Source organism: Citrobacter werkmanii, assembly GCF_008693645.1.
Classification (GTDB): Bacteria; Pseudomonadota; Gammaproteobacteria; order Enterobacterales; family Enterobacteriaceae; genus Citrobacter; species Citrobacter werkmanii.
Genome location: NZ_CP044101.1, coordinates 3,373,221 through 3,387,503, shown reverse-complemented (window position 1 = coordinate 3,387,503; position 14,283 = coordinate 3,373,221). Strand labels below are relative to the sequence as shown.

Here is a 14,283-nt window from a genome sequence, read left to right as displayed (position 1 = left end):
TTTAAATCGCCTTATTGGGATCAAACGCGTCGCGTACCGCTTCACCAATAAAGATCAGTAGCGATAAAAGCAGGGCAACGGAGATGAACGCAGTGATCCCAAGCCACGGCGCCTGCAGGTTATTTTTACCTTGTAACAGGAGTTCTCCCAACGATGGCGAGCCAAGCGGTAAGCCGAATCCGAGGAAATCCAGCGAGGTCAGGGTGGTTATCGAGGCGCATAATATAAACGGTAAAAAAGTCAGGGCGGCGACCATCGCGTTGGGTAGCATATGACGCAGAATAATACTGCGATCGCTCACGCCGAGCGCCTGCGCGGCACGAATGTAATCAAAGTTTCGGGTACGTAAAAATTCCGCACGCACCACGCCAACCAGACTCATCCAGCCAAACAGCACGGTAATGCCCAGCAGCCACCAGAAGTTGGGCTGGACCACGCTCGACAGCAAAATGATCAGAAACAGCGTTGGCATACCAGACCAAACCTCAATGAATCGCTGCCCCCACAGGTCCACCTTGCCGCCATAATAGCCCTGAATAGCGCCAGCCATGATGCCCATCACGCTGGAACACAGGGTCAGCATTAAACCAAACAGGACCGAGATACGCGTGCCGTAGAGGATACGCGCCAGCACGTCGCCGCCGTTGGCGTCCGTCCCCAGCCAGTTTTGCGCAGAAGGTGGGGAAGGGAAGGGCTTATCAGTGGCAAAGTTAATGCTGGTGGCCCCAAAGCGTACGGGCGCCCACAGGATCCAGCCCTGCTTCTCCAGGCGCTGCTGTAGCCAGGGATCCTGATAATCAGCTTTGGTCGCCAGTGGTCCGCCAAAGTCGCTTTCACTGTAGTTTTTGAACAGAGGGAAATACCAACTGCTGTCATAGCGCACCAGCAGCGGCTTATCGTTGGCAATCAGTTCGGAACACAGGCTAAGGCCAAACAACACCAGAAAAATCCACAGCGACCAGTAGCCGCGGCGGTTATGACGAAAACGCGCCCAGCGGGCCTGATTGACGGGGCTTAATCGCGACATTAGCGTCCCTCAAAATCAATACGGGGATCGACCAGCGTATAGCTGATATCACTGAGAATATTCAGCAGCAGTCCGATCAGGGTGAAGATATAGAGCGTGCCAAACATCACCGGGTAGTCGCGTGATACGGTGGATTCATACCCCAGTAACCCCAGTCCGTTAAGCGAGAACATGACTTCAATCAGCAGCGAGCCGGTAAAAAACATGCTGATAAACGTTGCCGGGAAACCTGCTATCACCAGTAACATCGCGTTGCGAAACACATGTTTCCATAGAATATTTTTCTCGCTTACCCCTTTGGCTCGCGCGGTAACGACATACTGCTTGCGGACTTCATCCAGAAATGAGTTTTTAGTCAGCATGGTCAGCGCGGCAAACCCGCCAACCACCGTCGCCAGCACCGGCAGGGTAATATGCCACAGGTAGTCGGTCACTTTCTGATACCAGGGCAGAGAGTCAAAGTTGGCGGAAACCAGCCCGCGCAGCGGGAACAGGTCGTAGTAGCTTCCCCCGGCAAAAAAGACGATCAGCAAAATCGCAAACAGAAATGCCGGGATGGCATAGCCAATAATAATGAATGCGCTGCTCCACACATCGAATCGGCTGCCATTGTGTACCGCTTTACGGATACCTAGCGGGATCGACACCAGATAGATGATGAGTGTGCTCCACAGCCCAAGCGTAACGGAAACGGGCAGGCTGTCTTTGATAAGCGTCAGCACCGAAGCGCTACGAAACAGGCTGTCGCCGAAATCGAAACGAATGTAGTCCCAGAGCATTTTGAAGTAACGCTCATGAATAGGTTTATCGAACCCGTAGCGGCGGGTGATTTCTGCAATCACTTCCGGATCCAGACCGCGGCCTCCGCGATAATTGCTGTCGCTGATGTTACCCACGCCGGTTTGCGCGTGGCTGGCGCGAACGCCTTCGCTGCCCGCGCCGGGTAAGGCGCCACTTTGCCCGAACTCAATAGCGGCGACGGCCTGCTCAACGGGACCGCCGGGGGCAATTTGCACGATAAAAAAGTTGATGGTGATGATGGCCCAGAGCGTCGGGATCACCAGCAGCAGACGTCGAATCAGATAAGCGCCCATTTACTCTCCCTGTCGTCTGGCTGCGGGTAGCTTCGCCGCTTTGTTGACGTCATACCACCAGTTGTCGAGGCCGATGGTGTAAATTGGGCGAATAGCAGGATGTGAAAATTTGTCCCACCAGGCGATACGATCCTCGGCCATGTACCACATCGGCAACATGTAGTAGTTCCAGGTTAATACCCTGTCCAGCGCCCGTCCCAGCGGGATCAGTTTGGCTTTATCACCTTGTGCCGCGATGATTTGATTGATCAATTTATCAATCACCGGGCTTTGCACGCCGGGCGCATTGTAGCTGGAGTCAATGTATTCAGAAGCCCACAGAATTTGCAGGTCCGAACTCGGCCACGGCATCGCGCGGTACAACCTCGGCATCATGTCATAGTCGCGACTGCGCAGGCGGTTCGTGATTTGCGAATTATCAACCTGGCGGATGTTCATGGTGATGCCTAAGCGCTGCAGGTTGTGCTGGAACGGCAGTACCCACTGGCTGTTACTGCCCGCCGGGAGCAACAGTTCGAAGCTCAGGGGTTTACCGCTGGCGCTGTTCACGCGCTGCTGTCCCTTTAGTATCCAGCCAGCCTGTTCCAGTAAGGTATTGGCTTTCAATAAGTTGTCACGATCGTAACCATCACCTGTTGATTTTGGCGGCTGATAAATTTGGCTGAAGACCTCAGGGGGGAGATCTTTTTTCAATGGCGCGAGTATCACCAGTTCATCCGCATCGGGGTAATTTTTTGCGGCATACTCGGTATTCTGAAAATAGCTGTTTGTCCGGCTCCAGGCGTTATAGAACAGGGCTTTATTCATCCATTCAAAATCAAAGGCCAGCGTGATGGCTTCACGTACGCGTCGATCGCTGAATACCGGACGCTGAATATTAAAGGCCAGCCAACGCGTATCCTGTGCGGATTCGTTTTTCTGCTCATCTTTGATGATGTAATGATTTGCGAAATTTTTGCCGGTATAACGTGTCGCCCAGTTTTTGGCATCGTTCTCCAGACGCAGATCAAACGCACCGGCCTTAAACGCTTCAAAGGCGACGTTGTCATCAAGATAGTAATCGTAGCGGATGGTATCAAAGTTCCAGCGCCCGCGGTTAACGGGCAGGTTCGCGGCCCAATAATCTTTGACACGCGAATAGACAATATACTGGCCCATTTTCCACTGGGTGATGCGGTACGGGCCGCTGGCAAGCGGTGGGGAAGATAAGGGATCGCTGAGTTTATGATCCTTCCAGTATTTCTCAGGCATCACGGGTAATGAAAACAGGCTGAGCATATCCTCTTTGCCCGGTTTGGCTAATTCAATACGCACGGTTAACGGCGCAATGGCTTTTACCGTTGTGCCTTTGTAGACGAGGCGAAACTGCGGCACGCCTTCAGTCATAAATTTGTGAAAGGTGAAGGCGACATCGCTGGCGGTAATGGGGGAGCCATCGTGAAAACGCGCCCGTGGATTAATGGCGATTTCTACCCAGGAATAGTCGTCAGCATAGCGCGCGCTGTCGGCAATGAGCGGGTAATAGCTGCCAGGCTCGTCGTCAGAGGTGGTAAAAAGCGTATCGTACAGCGTTTCGGTGCGCGCGCCGGGATTGCCACGCATTGCATAGCGGTTGAAGTTATCGAACGTACCAATCGCGGAGAGGGTGATTTGCCCGCCTTTGGGCGCGGCTGGGTTAACGTAATCAAAGTGGTTAAAGTTAAACGCGTACTTCGGTTCGCCCAGTACGGCAAACGCATAGCTTTCTTTGATGGATTGCGCCTGAACGCTAAACCCGATGAGGGCGATAAACAGCAGCAGTAGGCGAGGGATCATATAAAAGCGCTTTCCTTTTCCTGTCACAACCCGACGGGCATCATGCCTGAGAGATAAGGGGTGTGGCGGCGAGTAAGAGTATATGAATCGCAAACTGCGATCACCACGTTGGCTTATTGGGCTGCGCCATCCAACGCACGAAATCAGCAAGCTTTAACGGTCGGCTAATCCAGTATCCCTGGAAAAAATGTACTCCACGATCGCGCAGCCAACGAGCTTGCTCAGGTGTTTCTACCCCTTCAGCAACCGTCAGCATATTAAGACGCTTAGAGAGTGTCAACACGGCGTCCAGAACCGGAGAGGTCAGGGTTTCTGTGCCGATGGCGTTAATAAACCCGCGATCGATTTTCAGGTAGTCAACGGTGAAGCGTTCCAGATAGATAAGCGCGCTATGACCGGTGCCGAAATCATCAATAGCAATTTCAAAGCCAACAGAGTGTAGCCATTCGAATAGCTGTGTCGCCTCGTGTTGATTAAGCATATCGCGTTCAGTGATTTCCAGCACTAACTGAAAATGGTTCGCGGGAAGCGAGGCGCGCAGCCGTCGGATGTCATCTTTAAAACTCTCGCCGTGCAGGTGCGTTGGTGCGATGTTAATCCCCAGTTTGGCGCCAGCAGGAAACACTTTTTGCAGCGTCGGGGCGTCCTGCGCTATCAACTTAAAGAGATGTTGGGTCAGCGGGACAATCATTTTCTGCGATTCTGCATAATGAATGAAGGCATCCGGTGGGATCTCACCCGTTGATGGATGATGCCAACGTAATAACACCTCAACACCTTTTACCTCCAGCGTTTGCATCTCTACGACGGGCTGGTACACCACATAAAATTGATTATGTTTGATGGCGTGGAGGATATCTTTACCAGGGCGTAACCGGACAGTGAAGATGTAATACCAGAGGAGAACCCCGGTGATAATCCCGGCCATACATCCCAACATAATCGCGTACCAGATGTCGTTGTACGTCCACTCTTGCGCATACAAACGAATCTTCAGCGGTACCTCTTTAAGCGTCGCCTGGCGCCATGGCGTGTTAGGCAGCGCAGAGACGTCCATAATTCGGGATGAAAATGTTGAAATAGCCGTGTCGCCAGCAATAACGGCAATACCATTAAAATTATCCTCGCGGGCGGTATAAAGCAGATAGGGCGCCAGGTTGATATTCAATGAAGAAAATACGCCGCTGTTATGGAACGAGGGATTGCGGTGCCAAATCATTATCGCTGGCTTATCCGGCATCATGGGCGTCCCGGAAAGTATTTCCACATCAACATCTTTGTTGATATTCAGCTTGGGGATCAGCGACAAAATGGGGGCGTTCATTGCGCCTGTTGCGGAGGAGCAAAAAGCAATGCCGTCTTTTACCAGCAAAAAAGCGCGAACGTTGAGGTTAAAAGCCGCACTGGAGGTAAGCTTTGCAGCGACTTGCTGGCAGTTCTTTTCCAGCAGGGGTTGAAGCGCATCTGTGGTGGTTTTGAGATCTGCAAAGTAACTACTGACATAATTCTGGATATCGGCAAGCAGCGTTTCGTACTTAACCTCTCGCTTATGCCAGGTAACCAAAAATTGCAGGGTACTCACCAGCAATGCGACGATAAGCCCCGTTAACATACAGGAAAGCAGGATTTTCCGACCGGATGAAGAGCTGCGTCTGAACATAGTTCCTTATGTTTACCTGTAGTAACCGCTTATTCTGTATGAATATAACCTGAAATGGTCCATGCTGTGAGATTTTTCTTAGTCGAGAGGCGAAACAAAAAAGCACCGCCGAAGCAGTGCTTTTGATATGTCTCATCAGGATAGCCAAGGGATAGCTGCCAAACGAAATTAACTGCGGCTCAGAACCCGGCGAGCTTCGTTGTAACGTTTTTTCCAGTAAGGCTCGTTCATGCTGGAAATGATAACGCCACTGCTGGTCGAGGCATGAACAAACTGGTTGTTGCCGATATAGATACCGACGTGGCGGCCTGTGGAGCCAGCACGGAACAGAACCAGATCGCCTGTGCGCAGATTAGTACGCGAAACGGATTTACCCGTTTCCTGTTGTTCGTAGGTTGAGCGCGGAAGCTCTAAACCAAACTGCTCACGGAACGTACGCTGTACGAAGCTGGAGCAATCAATACCTTTTTTGGTGCTGCCGCCAAGGCGGTAACGCACGCCTTTCCAGTCAGCATACTGATCCATAATACGTGATTTAACATCGATATTACGGACCATATTTTCAAATTCATCCTGAGAGGCTTGCAGTGAAGAGTTATCTCCATTGCCCACAGCATGCGTCTCAGAATGCATATTCCTGGCGGTGTTCGTGGTACTACATGCGGAAAGCAGAACCGCAACTGCTATCGCGGGTATGCCCCGCAAGATATATCTCAAAATCGGTTGAGATTTGACCATTTTGTTTGTTTTCCCTTGAAGTCCTTAACGATAAATATCGTTATAAAAAATGCCAAACGTGACGAGACTAATTACCATCGCACGATGAGACAATTCCTTAAGGTCAAATCTGTGGCAGAACGCACAAATTTATTCAGAAAGGGAATAATTGTCCCGCGAGGCAAAACGAGTTCGAGGTTACCCGATCGCCCCAGTCATTGCGAGAGATTTTATGTGATTTCTTATAAGAAAAATTGATACAGAAAGTGAATAAACGGCATTGGCTAAATTAAGAACAATTAGCGTAAAAAATATGCAAGCCATTCATTCTAAACATGAATAAGATGACAGGAGAATGACAATCAGAATGATGGAATATCGGTCGTCATCATCAGGGAATCAGAAGTTTCCCTGATGATGTTAATTGTTTTGCGTTATTTGTTTGAAAATTGTTTGTTTTTGCCGGGCAGATAATTCACAAACAGCGTGACCAGACGATCGCTTAATGGCGTCATTAGCCACCAGGGTAAGCCAATCAGCACAACCGTCATGGAGCCGACCACGATATCGGTGAGCCAGTGAGCGCCGATCATTACGCGTGGAAAAGCAAAAACCACAGCGATAATAAGGCCGATTATGCCTGCAACTTTTCCGAAATAACGCAGCATAAATGCGGAAAAAATAAGCAGCATCATGCCGTGATCGCCAGGAAAACTGTCTCTGGAGGCATCTTTGGTTGGAATATGCAGCAGTTCGCTGACGCGATAAATATTATCCAGCATCAGAGTAGGGCTGGCGCGTTTAACCGGAATAAGCGCCTGGCCCAACTGATTTAATACCACTGCGGTGAGCAGCATCACCAGACCAATAGCCACAATACGCCGGCGACCTTCCGCCGTATCCTTCAGCCAAAAGTGCAGCATCAGTGCGCCCATAGCCAACAACGAGCAGCCATCAAATGCCCGGTTATTGGTGATCGCAACAATCCACAGAAACAGCGGGCTTTCAACCAGCTTCTGATTGAAGAAACGGAAGACGCCCGTATCCAGTGAGGACCAGAACCCGTGCCCGGCGGGAATATACCAGGACAGAAACAGCGCTATACCTGCAATATTGAGCAGTATAATAAGAGGGTATCGGGTTTTCATCGTCGTTTACCATTGCTATAAAACGAAGGCAACCTTACGCGCTACCGTCTAAACGAAGTCTCAACAATGCGCTCTGTAACGTATTCCAGTCGGTGTCGGTATCGGAGATGAGTTCAATACGGCTATCCGGCGGAGCGACGTTTTGCGTCTCAATATGCCAGTCGTCTCCCTGACGGTTAATGCGCACCAGCCCCTCTTTGATACGCATTACACCTTTTACACGCCCTACGGGTGCAAGGCGCGACCATTCCAGCAGGCCGATGGTATCGAACACCGTATCGGCGTCAAAGATCCAGCCGCAGGCCTGATGACCCTGACCGCTGTTCAGGCTGCGACGCCAACGCTGTTGCGCGGGCAAACTTAACGCCGCCAGCCCTTTCTTGTCAGCATGACTATGGGCGTGCTCAGCGCTTGCGGGAAGCTGCGCCAGGTTTAGTCGGGGCAAATCCAGTAATTGACCGGCAATATTTCCATGATCGGCATGAACCAACTGACGATTGCCGCCATAGTGCTGCCACCAGGTTTGCAGGGCGTTTTCGCTTTCCGTTGTGGCGCGGTCGGCTTTGTTGGCGACGATGATATCGGCGGCAGCCAGTTGATCGCGGAAATTGTCATTGGCGACGCTTTTTTCATCCAGTAGCTGGCGAGGATCAAGAATACAAAGGGTCGCGCGCAAATCGATCCACGGTTCGTAAACCGGAGCGGTAAGTAAATCCAGAATCTGTTTGGGATGTCCGAGACCGGTAGGTTCAATGAGCAGTCGGTCAGGTTTTCCCTGACGCAATAATGTATTGAGGCCAACCTGCATTGGCAGACCGTTAACACAGCACATACAGCCGCCGGGGATCTCTTTTAGCAATGCGCCGCTGTCGGCTAACAGGGCACCATCAATACCGACTTCGCCAAACTCATTGACCAGTACGGCCCACTTCTCTGCGGGATCTTTGTTTGCCAATAAATGAAGAATAGAGGTGGTTTTGCCACTGCCGAGAAAACCGGTGATGAGATTGGTTTTAGTCACATTTACTCCAGAATCATAAATTGCCGTAATGGCATTTAACAATCCTGGCGAAAAACGGGGAAAAAGAGAAGGGGTGAGAGGACGAAGACGCGCTTCGTCCTGATTAATGGCAGAAATCGTTAACTTTTTAACGTCTCAATGACAGCCTGATGCGCCCCATATTGGGCAATACGTTGCCTGGCGAGCTGAATGGCCGCAACAAACTGCGGATTCTGTACCAGATCGGTGGCGAAAATCTCATGCAGAGACAGCAGGGCGCTGACGCGTTCTGAGTCTGTACTCTGCTTCACAAGCGCGCTGATTTTCTCGCTCAATGGATCACGAATATCAATGGCCGCACCTGAATCATCCACTCCGCTTACGTAACGCATCCAGCCTGCGACGCCGAGTGCCAGCAGCGGCCACTCGCTGCGCCGTGCTAAATGTACGCGGATCCCTTCCAGCATACGCTGGGGTAATTTTTGGCTACCATCCATCGCGATTTGCCAGGTTTTATGCTTCAACGCCGGGTTGGCAAAGCGTTCCAGCAGGCTAGCGGCATACTGGTCTAAATCAACATCGGTGATTTGCAGGGTAGGCGCCTGTTCGTTGAGCATCAGACGGTAGGCGGCTTCACGAAAAGCGCTGTCCTGCATGCAGTCGCTGATGTGCTGAAACCCGGCCAGATAGCCGAGATACGCGAGAAACGAATGGCTACCGTTCAGCATCCGCAATTTCATTTGTTCCCACGGCAGAACGTTTTCAACCATTTGTACGCCGGCGGTTTCCCACTGCGGACGACCACACACAAAATTGTCTTCAATCACCCACTGAATAAAGGGCTCGCAGCTGATTGCGCAGGGATCGGCCACCCCCAACTCGCGGGCGATTTCAGCCAGTGACTCTTCGGTGGCGGCAGGAACAATCCTGTCCACCATGGTACCCGGGAAGCTGACATGCTCCTGGATCCAGTGGGCCAGCTCAGGTGAGCGTTTCTCCGCCATTCCCAGTACGGCGTTTTTTACCGCATGGCCATTATCCGGGATATTATCGCAGGAGAGGACGGTAAAAGGTTGCAGCCCGCGTTCACGTCGGCGGTGCAGCGCTTCAACAATAATGCCGGGTGCGGAATGTGGCTCAGCCGGAGTCTGTAGATCATGAATAATGCGTGGATGAGAAAGATCCAGCGAGCCTGTTGCCGGATCGATGCAGTAGCCTTTTTCCGTAATCGTTAACGAGACAATCGCCACCTGAGGTTCACAGAATTTTTCGATAATGGCCGCCAGCGAATCCAGCGTGGCGTTCAGACATTCTTTGACGGAGCCGATAACAATCGGTTGGTTGCCATTCGCCCCTTTTTCTAACACGGTAAATAAATGATCCTGCTCGCGAAGCTGACTCATTAGTCGATCGCCGCTGAACAGACTTATCTCACAAATTCCCCAGTCCCCACCCTGTGCATTCAGTACCCGGTCGGTCAGTAATGCCTGATGGGCACGGTGAAAAGCACCGAAACCAAAATGCACAATCCGCGTTTTTAATTGTTGGCGATCGTACTGCGGCATCATGACATTTTTCGCGAGCGGCACTGAGGCAATAGTTTTCATTCAATACACCTGATTAACCATTAATTAACAATGGCAGTATAAAGTTATATGACAGCAAATTGAATTGGTGTGCCTCATTTATCCGGGTAATGTGAGCTGGATCAACCAATCATTGCGGATTCGTTGATCCTCGCCCAGATGCCTGTATGGTAGTCGTCATTAAGTGAGTCTAATTTGGTATAACAACTTGTGAGGTGAAACCATGGAACAAACCTGGCGTTGGTACGGACCTAACGATCCAGTATCGCTTGATGATGTGCGTCAGGCTGGCGCAACGGGTGTTGTGACCGCCTTGCACCACATTGCCAACGGTGAAGTCTGGCCGGTAGAAGAGATTAAAAAGCGGCAGGCTATTCTGGCTGAAAAAGGGCTGACCTGGTCAGTGGTGGAAAGTATCCCCGTCCACGAAGATATCAAAACGCACTCTGGTCAATATCAAACGTGGATTGCTAACTATCAGCAGAGTATCCGTAATCTGGCGACCTGCGGCATCGATACCGTATGCTATAACTTCATGCCGATCCTCGACTGGACGCGTACTGATCTCGAGTATCAGTTGCCGGACGGCTCCAAAGCGCTGCGTTTTGACCAGATCGCTTTTGCTGCCTTTGAGCTGCATATCCTCAAACGTTCAGGGGCTGAAGCGGATTATACCCCGGAAGAACAACGCCAGGCGCTGGACTATTTCAATGCCATGAGCGAGGCCGATATTGAAAAACTGACGCGCAATATCATCGCAGGTCTGCCCGGTGCCGAAGAGGGGTATACCCTGGATCAGTTCCGTGCGCGCCTTGCTGAATATGACGGCATCAGCAAAGACGACTTGCGCAATAACATGGCGGTATTCCTGCGGGCGATAGTGCCAGTGGCAGAAGAAGTCGGCGTGCGTCTGGCCGTACACCCGGACGATCCGCCGCGTCCGATCCTTGGCCTGCCGCGCATCGTTTCGACCATCGAAGATATGCAGTGGCTGAAAGACACCGTCGACAGCATCAATAACGGTTTCACCATGTGCACCGGCTCCTACGGCGTACGCGCCGATAACGATCTGGTGAAAATGATTGAAACCTTTGGCGATCGTATTCACTTCACGCATCTGCGTTCAACTTGCCGTGAAGATAACCCGAAAACCTTCCACGAAGGTGCGCATTTGCAGGGCGATGTGGATATGGTATCGGTGGTGGCGGCGATTCTGAGCGAAGAGCAGCGTCGTAAAAAGGCGGGCGATCTGCGTCCAATCCCGATGCGCCCCGATCACGGGCACCAGATGCTTGATGATTTGCATAAAAAAACCAACCCGGGCTACTCTGCGATTGGTCGTCTGAAAGGACTGGCGGAAGTCCGTGGCGTTGAGCTGGCGCTGAAACAAACACAGTTCCGCGATCTGCTGTAAGGCGAACAACAGGGATTGAGCGGCAGGCTCGATCCCTGTAATCCATTAAGGCTGCGATAGCGCCTGCTCCAGTACCGCCAGGACTCTTTTTATCTGCTGTAACTGCAATCCACCAAATCCAAAAAACATAACTGCGTCGCTGTTCTCTTCACGCCATGCGGCTTCTGAGCCATTCTCTATATCTGGCAACGTATCGAAACGAATCCCGGCCAGCAGGCAGCGTTGTTGTAGCCTGGCGATAATTTCGGGGGACCAGGCAATGCGTAATGAGAGGTGCAGACCTGCCGTTGCGCCCGCGATTTTCCCTTCGGGAAACAGTGCGGATAGGCCGTCGCGTAATAGCGTAAGACGTGCCGCATAATTGCAGGCCAGCTTGCTGATATGCGTATAAAACACCTGATTTTGCATTAATTCGGCCAAAAATTGCTGCAACAACCACTGGCTCCCGTTGTTGTTGAGCGCTTTCATATTCTGTACGGCCGGAAGCAGTTCGTCAGGGCAAATGAGATAGCCAAGACGTCCTCCTGGTCCCAATGTTTTGGAAAATGTCCCTATATAGATAACCCGGTTGTGATAATCCATGGCTTTCAGCGCGGGAAGGGGATTTTCTCCATAGGTAAAAACGGCATCGTAATCGTCTTCAATAATGTAAGCGCCGACGCGCTGCGCCCATGTTAATAATGCCTGACGCCGCTCCAGTGACAGGACGCTACCCAGCGGATACTGATGCGCTGGAGTAACATAACAAAGCTGGGTAGCATATTCCGGTAAATTATCTGTTTGCAGTCCGTGGTTATCGACAGCAATTGGCGTAATGTCTGCGCCGTAATAATTAAACAGATGCCAGGCCCCCGAATAACAAGGGGACTCGGTTACAATATGGCACTTTTTTTGCTGACTGAAAGTATGATGGTTAATAAAGAGTTGACTGAGCAGTGACAGTCCTTCCTGAATCCCGTTAGTAATAATGATGTTCTCTGCTCGAGTATTAATACCGCGAGATAAATTAAGGTATCTGACCAATTGTTCACGCAGTGAAAATAATCCATTTGGTGAATGATATCGGGTGAATAATTGTTCCTTGAGGACGCTGGGGGCGTTATTCCATTTGCGCCAGCTTGACCAGGGAAAAGCATTGGGATCGGGAACGCTCATTTGGCAATAGCACTCTCGCCCAGGCTCTGCATAAACATCGGTGGGGATCCCAGCCGCTTTAGGTTTCATCGGCGGGGAACCCTGCGCGACGGGCACGATTGCTGGCGTTGTGCGTACAGGTGTGGTGAAGATGACCTCGTAGCCGATACCTTGTCGACTCTTAATTAATCCCGCGGCCATGAGCTTATCATAGGCCATCACGACCGTTATTTTGGCAACGTTTAATACCTGCGCCTGCTCGCGAATAGAGGGAAGTTTATCTCCACAAAGCAAATCACCGCGCTGAATGGCCTGGAAATAAAATTGAAATATCTGCAATTGCAGCGGGGTACGGCTTTCTCGATCGAGAGTCAGTGTTAGCATGAGGAATTCCTTATGTATATATACGCACTATATTACGAGCTTCTCTTCTTTACGTTTTGATGCACCTCATAGAGTAGATGCTGTTCCTATAAGCTGCTTTTACTGTCTCTATTTTTGATTTTTATGATCGCTTAGCGTGTCGCTATTAAAAAAATGGAGGCAAGCATGTCGTGGATAAGAAAGAACGCACTGTGGTGCGCATTCGTCGGGGCAGTAGCAATGGCCCTTGCAATTTGGGGGACGTGGCAAGGCGTTCATTACACCAGTACCACCGAATTTTGTTTATCGTGTCACTCGATGCGTACACCAGGAGAGGAATATAAAACCAGCGTGCATTTTCGCAATGCTTCTGGCGTGCGTGCTGAGTGTAAGGATTGTCATATTCCTCCAGGGATCGTCCCGACGCTGGTTCGTAAAACGGAAGCCTTAAACGACCTCTACCACACCTTTATCTCTCCTTCGATTGATACCCCTGAAAAATTTGCCGCAAAACGAGCGGAATTGGCCCAGCGAGAGTGGGCGCGAATGAGCGCTAACCATTCGGCGGCATGTAAATCTTGCCACAGCTATGAGGCGATGGATCACGGCAAACAATCTGCGAATGCGGCGGCGCAAATGACCGCGGCGGCGGCAAAAGACAGCAACTGTATTGATTGCCATAAAGGTATTGCCCATCACAAACCCGATATGAGCAGGGGTTTCCGCGATCGCTATAAGCAGTTGCAGCAGCAGGGAGCGTCTTTATCGAATGCGAGCACGCTGTTCTCGTTAAGCGAAAAAGCATTGACGCCAACGGCCGGAAGCCCCGCAGGTAAAGCGCTGTTATTTCCTGCCACCGAGGTCAAAGTGCTGAAAAAAGAGGGCAGCAACGTGCAGCTTGAACTGACGGGCTGGCGTGAAAGCAAAGGACGCGGGCGGGTGATAACCCAGTATATGGGTAAGCGTGTGTTCTCGGCCGTGCTTGATGACGCCTTGATGGCGAACGTAAAAGTACTACAAACCCAGGTCGATCCTGACTCACACCAGCAATGGCAGCAGGTGAGCGTGACCGCCTGGACCTCCGCCCAGGGGCTTATCAGCAATATTGCACCGATCTGGGAATATTCGGATCAAATGCTGCAATCCACCTGTAGCGCCTGTCATAGCACTCCTCCTACGACCCGATATACCGCCAACGGCTGGATCGCCGGATTGAAAGCGATGTCCACCTATTACCGACTGAATCCGGTGGAAGAACGTACGTTGTTGAAATACCTCCAGACCCATGCCAGCGATGTGTCTGAACCTAACAAAAATTAAGGAAA

11 protein-coding genes are annotated in these 14,283 nt (G+C 51.1%); 2 read left to right on the top strand and 9 right to left on the bottom strand.

What is annotated here, in order from left to right; all coding sequences use genetic code 11:
* Position 1 precedes the first annotated feature (1 nt).
* The 8 genes from FOB24_RS17045 to FOB24_RS17010 all read right to left on the bottom strand — a co-directional run bounded on the left by FOB24_RS17045 (position 2) and on the right by FOB24_RS17010 (position 10,068).
* The gene (locus FOB24_RS17045; protein ID WP_061382084.1) at positions 2-1,027 is read right to left on the bottom strand and encodes an ABC transporter permease; all 1,026 of its coding nucleotides are present in this window, start codon (positions 1,025-1,027) and stop codon (positions 2-4) included.
* The gene (locus FOB24_RS17040) at positions 1,027-2,121 is read right to left on the bottom strand and encodes a microcin C ABC transporter permease YejB (RefSeq protein WP_003834575.1); all 1,095 of its coding nucleotides are present in this window, start codon (positions 2,119-2,121) and stop codon (positions 1,027-1,029) included. The genes FOB24_RS17045 and FOB24_RS17040 overlap by 1 nt, the downstream gene beginning before the upstream one ends.
* Positions 2,122-3,936 (bottom strand): extracellular solute-binding protein, encoded by a 1,815-nt coding sequence (locus tag FOB24_RS17035; protein WP_121529292.1) that lies wholly within the window; start codon positions 3,934-3,936, stop codon positions 2,122-2,124. It abuts the gene before it with no gap.
* Positions 3,937-4,036: 100 nt separating this feature from the next.
* Positions 4,037-5,596: a cyclic di-GMP phosphodiesterase gene (locus tag FOB24_RS17030; RefSeq protein ID WP_069323432.1), complete on the bottom strand. Its 1,560-nt coding sequence runs from the start codon at positions 5,594-5,596 to the stop codon at positions 4,037-4,039.
* Between the two features lie 168 nt (positions 5,597-5,764).
* On the bottom strand, positions 5,765-6,334 hold the full coding sequence (mepS, locus tag FOB24_RS17025; protein ID WP_003027474.1) for a bifunctional murein DD-endopeptidase/murein LD-carboxypeptidase: 570 nt from the start codon (positions 6,332-6,334) through the stop codon (positions 5,765-5,767).
* A 413-nt stretch (positions 6,335-6,747) separates the two neighbouring features.
* Positions 6,748-7,461, bottom strand: coding sequence for a phosphatase PAP2 family protein (locus FOB24_RS17020; RefSeq protein WP_069323433.1), 714 nt, complete (start codon positions 7,459-7,461; stop codon positions 6,748-6,750).
* 34 nt (positions 7,462-7,495) lie between these two features.
* Positions 7,496-8,482 carry a CobW family GTP-binding protein gene (locus tag FOB24_RS17015; RefSeq protein WP_069323434.1) on the bottom strand — a complete coding sequence of 329 codons (987 nt, stop codon included), beginning with the start codon at positions 8,480-8,482 and terminating at the stop codon, positions 7,496-7,498.
* 119 nt (positions 8,483-8,601) lie between these two features.
* Entirely contained in the window at positions 8,602-10,068 is a 1,467-nt protein-coding gene (locus FOB24_RS17010; RefSeq protein ID WP_150345214.1) for a mannitol dehydrogenase family protein, read from the bottom strand.
* Positions 10,069-10,270: 202 nt separating this feature from the next.
* On the opposite strand from FOB24_RS17010, the gene uxuA reads away from it, so the two are divergent.
* Positions 10,271-11,461: a mannonate dehydratase gene (gene uxuA, locus FOB24_RS17005; protein ID WP_038642040.1), complete on the top strand. Its 1,191-nt coding sequence runs from the start codon at positions 10,271-10,273 to the stop codon at positions 11,459-11,461.
* A 45-nt stretch (positions 11,462-11,506) separates the two neighbouring features.
* Here uxuA and pdxR read toward each other — a convergent pair whose 3' ends face one another.
* Positions 11,507-12,979, bottom strand: coding sequence for a MocR-like pyridoxine biosynthesis transcription factor PdxR (gene pdxR, locus FOB24_RS17000; RefSeq protein ID WP_038642037.1), 1,473 nt, complete (start codon positions 12,977-12,979; stop codon positions 11,507-11,509).
* 165 nt (positions 12,980-13,144) lie between these two features.
* On the opposite strand from pdxR, the gene torC reads away from it, so the two are divergent.
* On the top strand, positions 13,145-14,278 hold the full coding sequence (gene torC / locus FOB24_RS16995; protein ID WP_137347663.1) for a pentaheme c-type cytochrome TorC: 1,134 nt from the start codon (positions 13,145-13,147) through the stop codon (positions 14,276-14,278).
* Positions 14,279-14,283 lie beyond the last annotated feature (5 nt).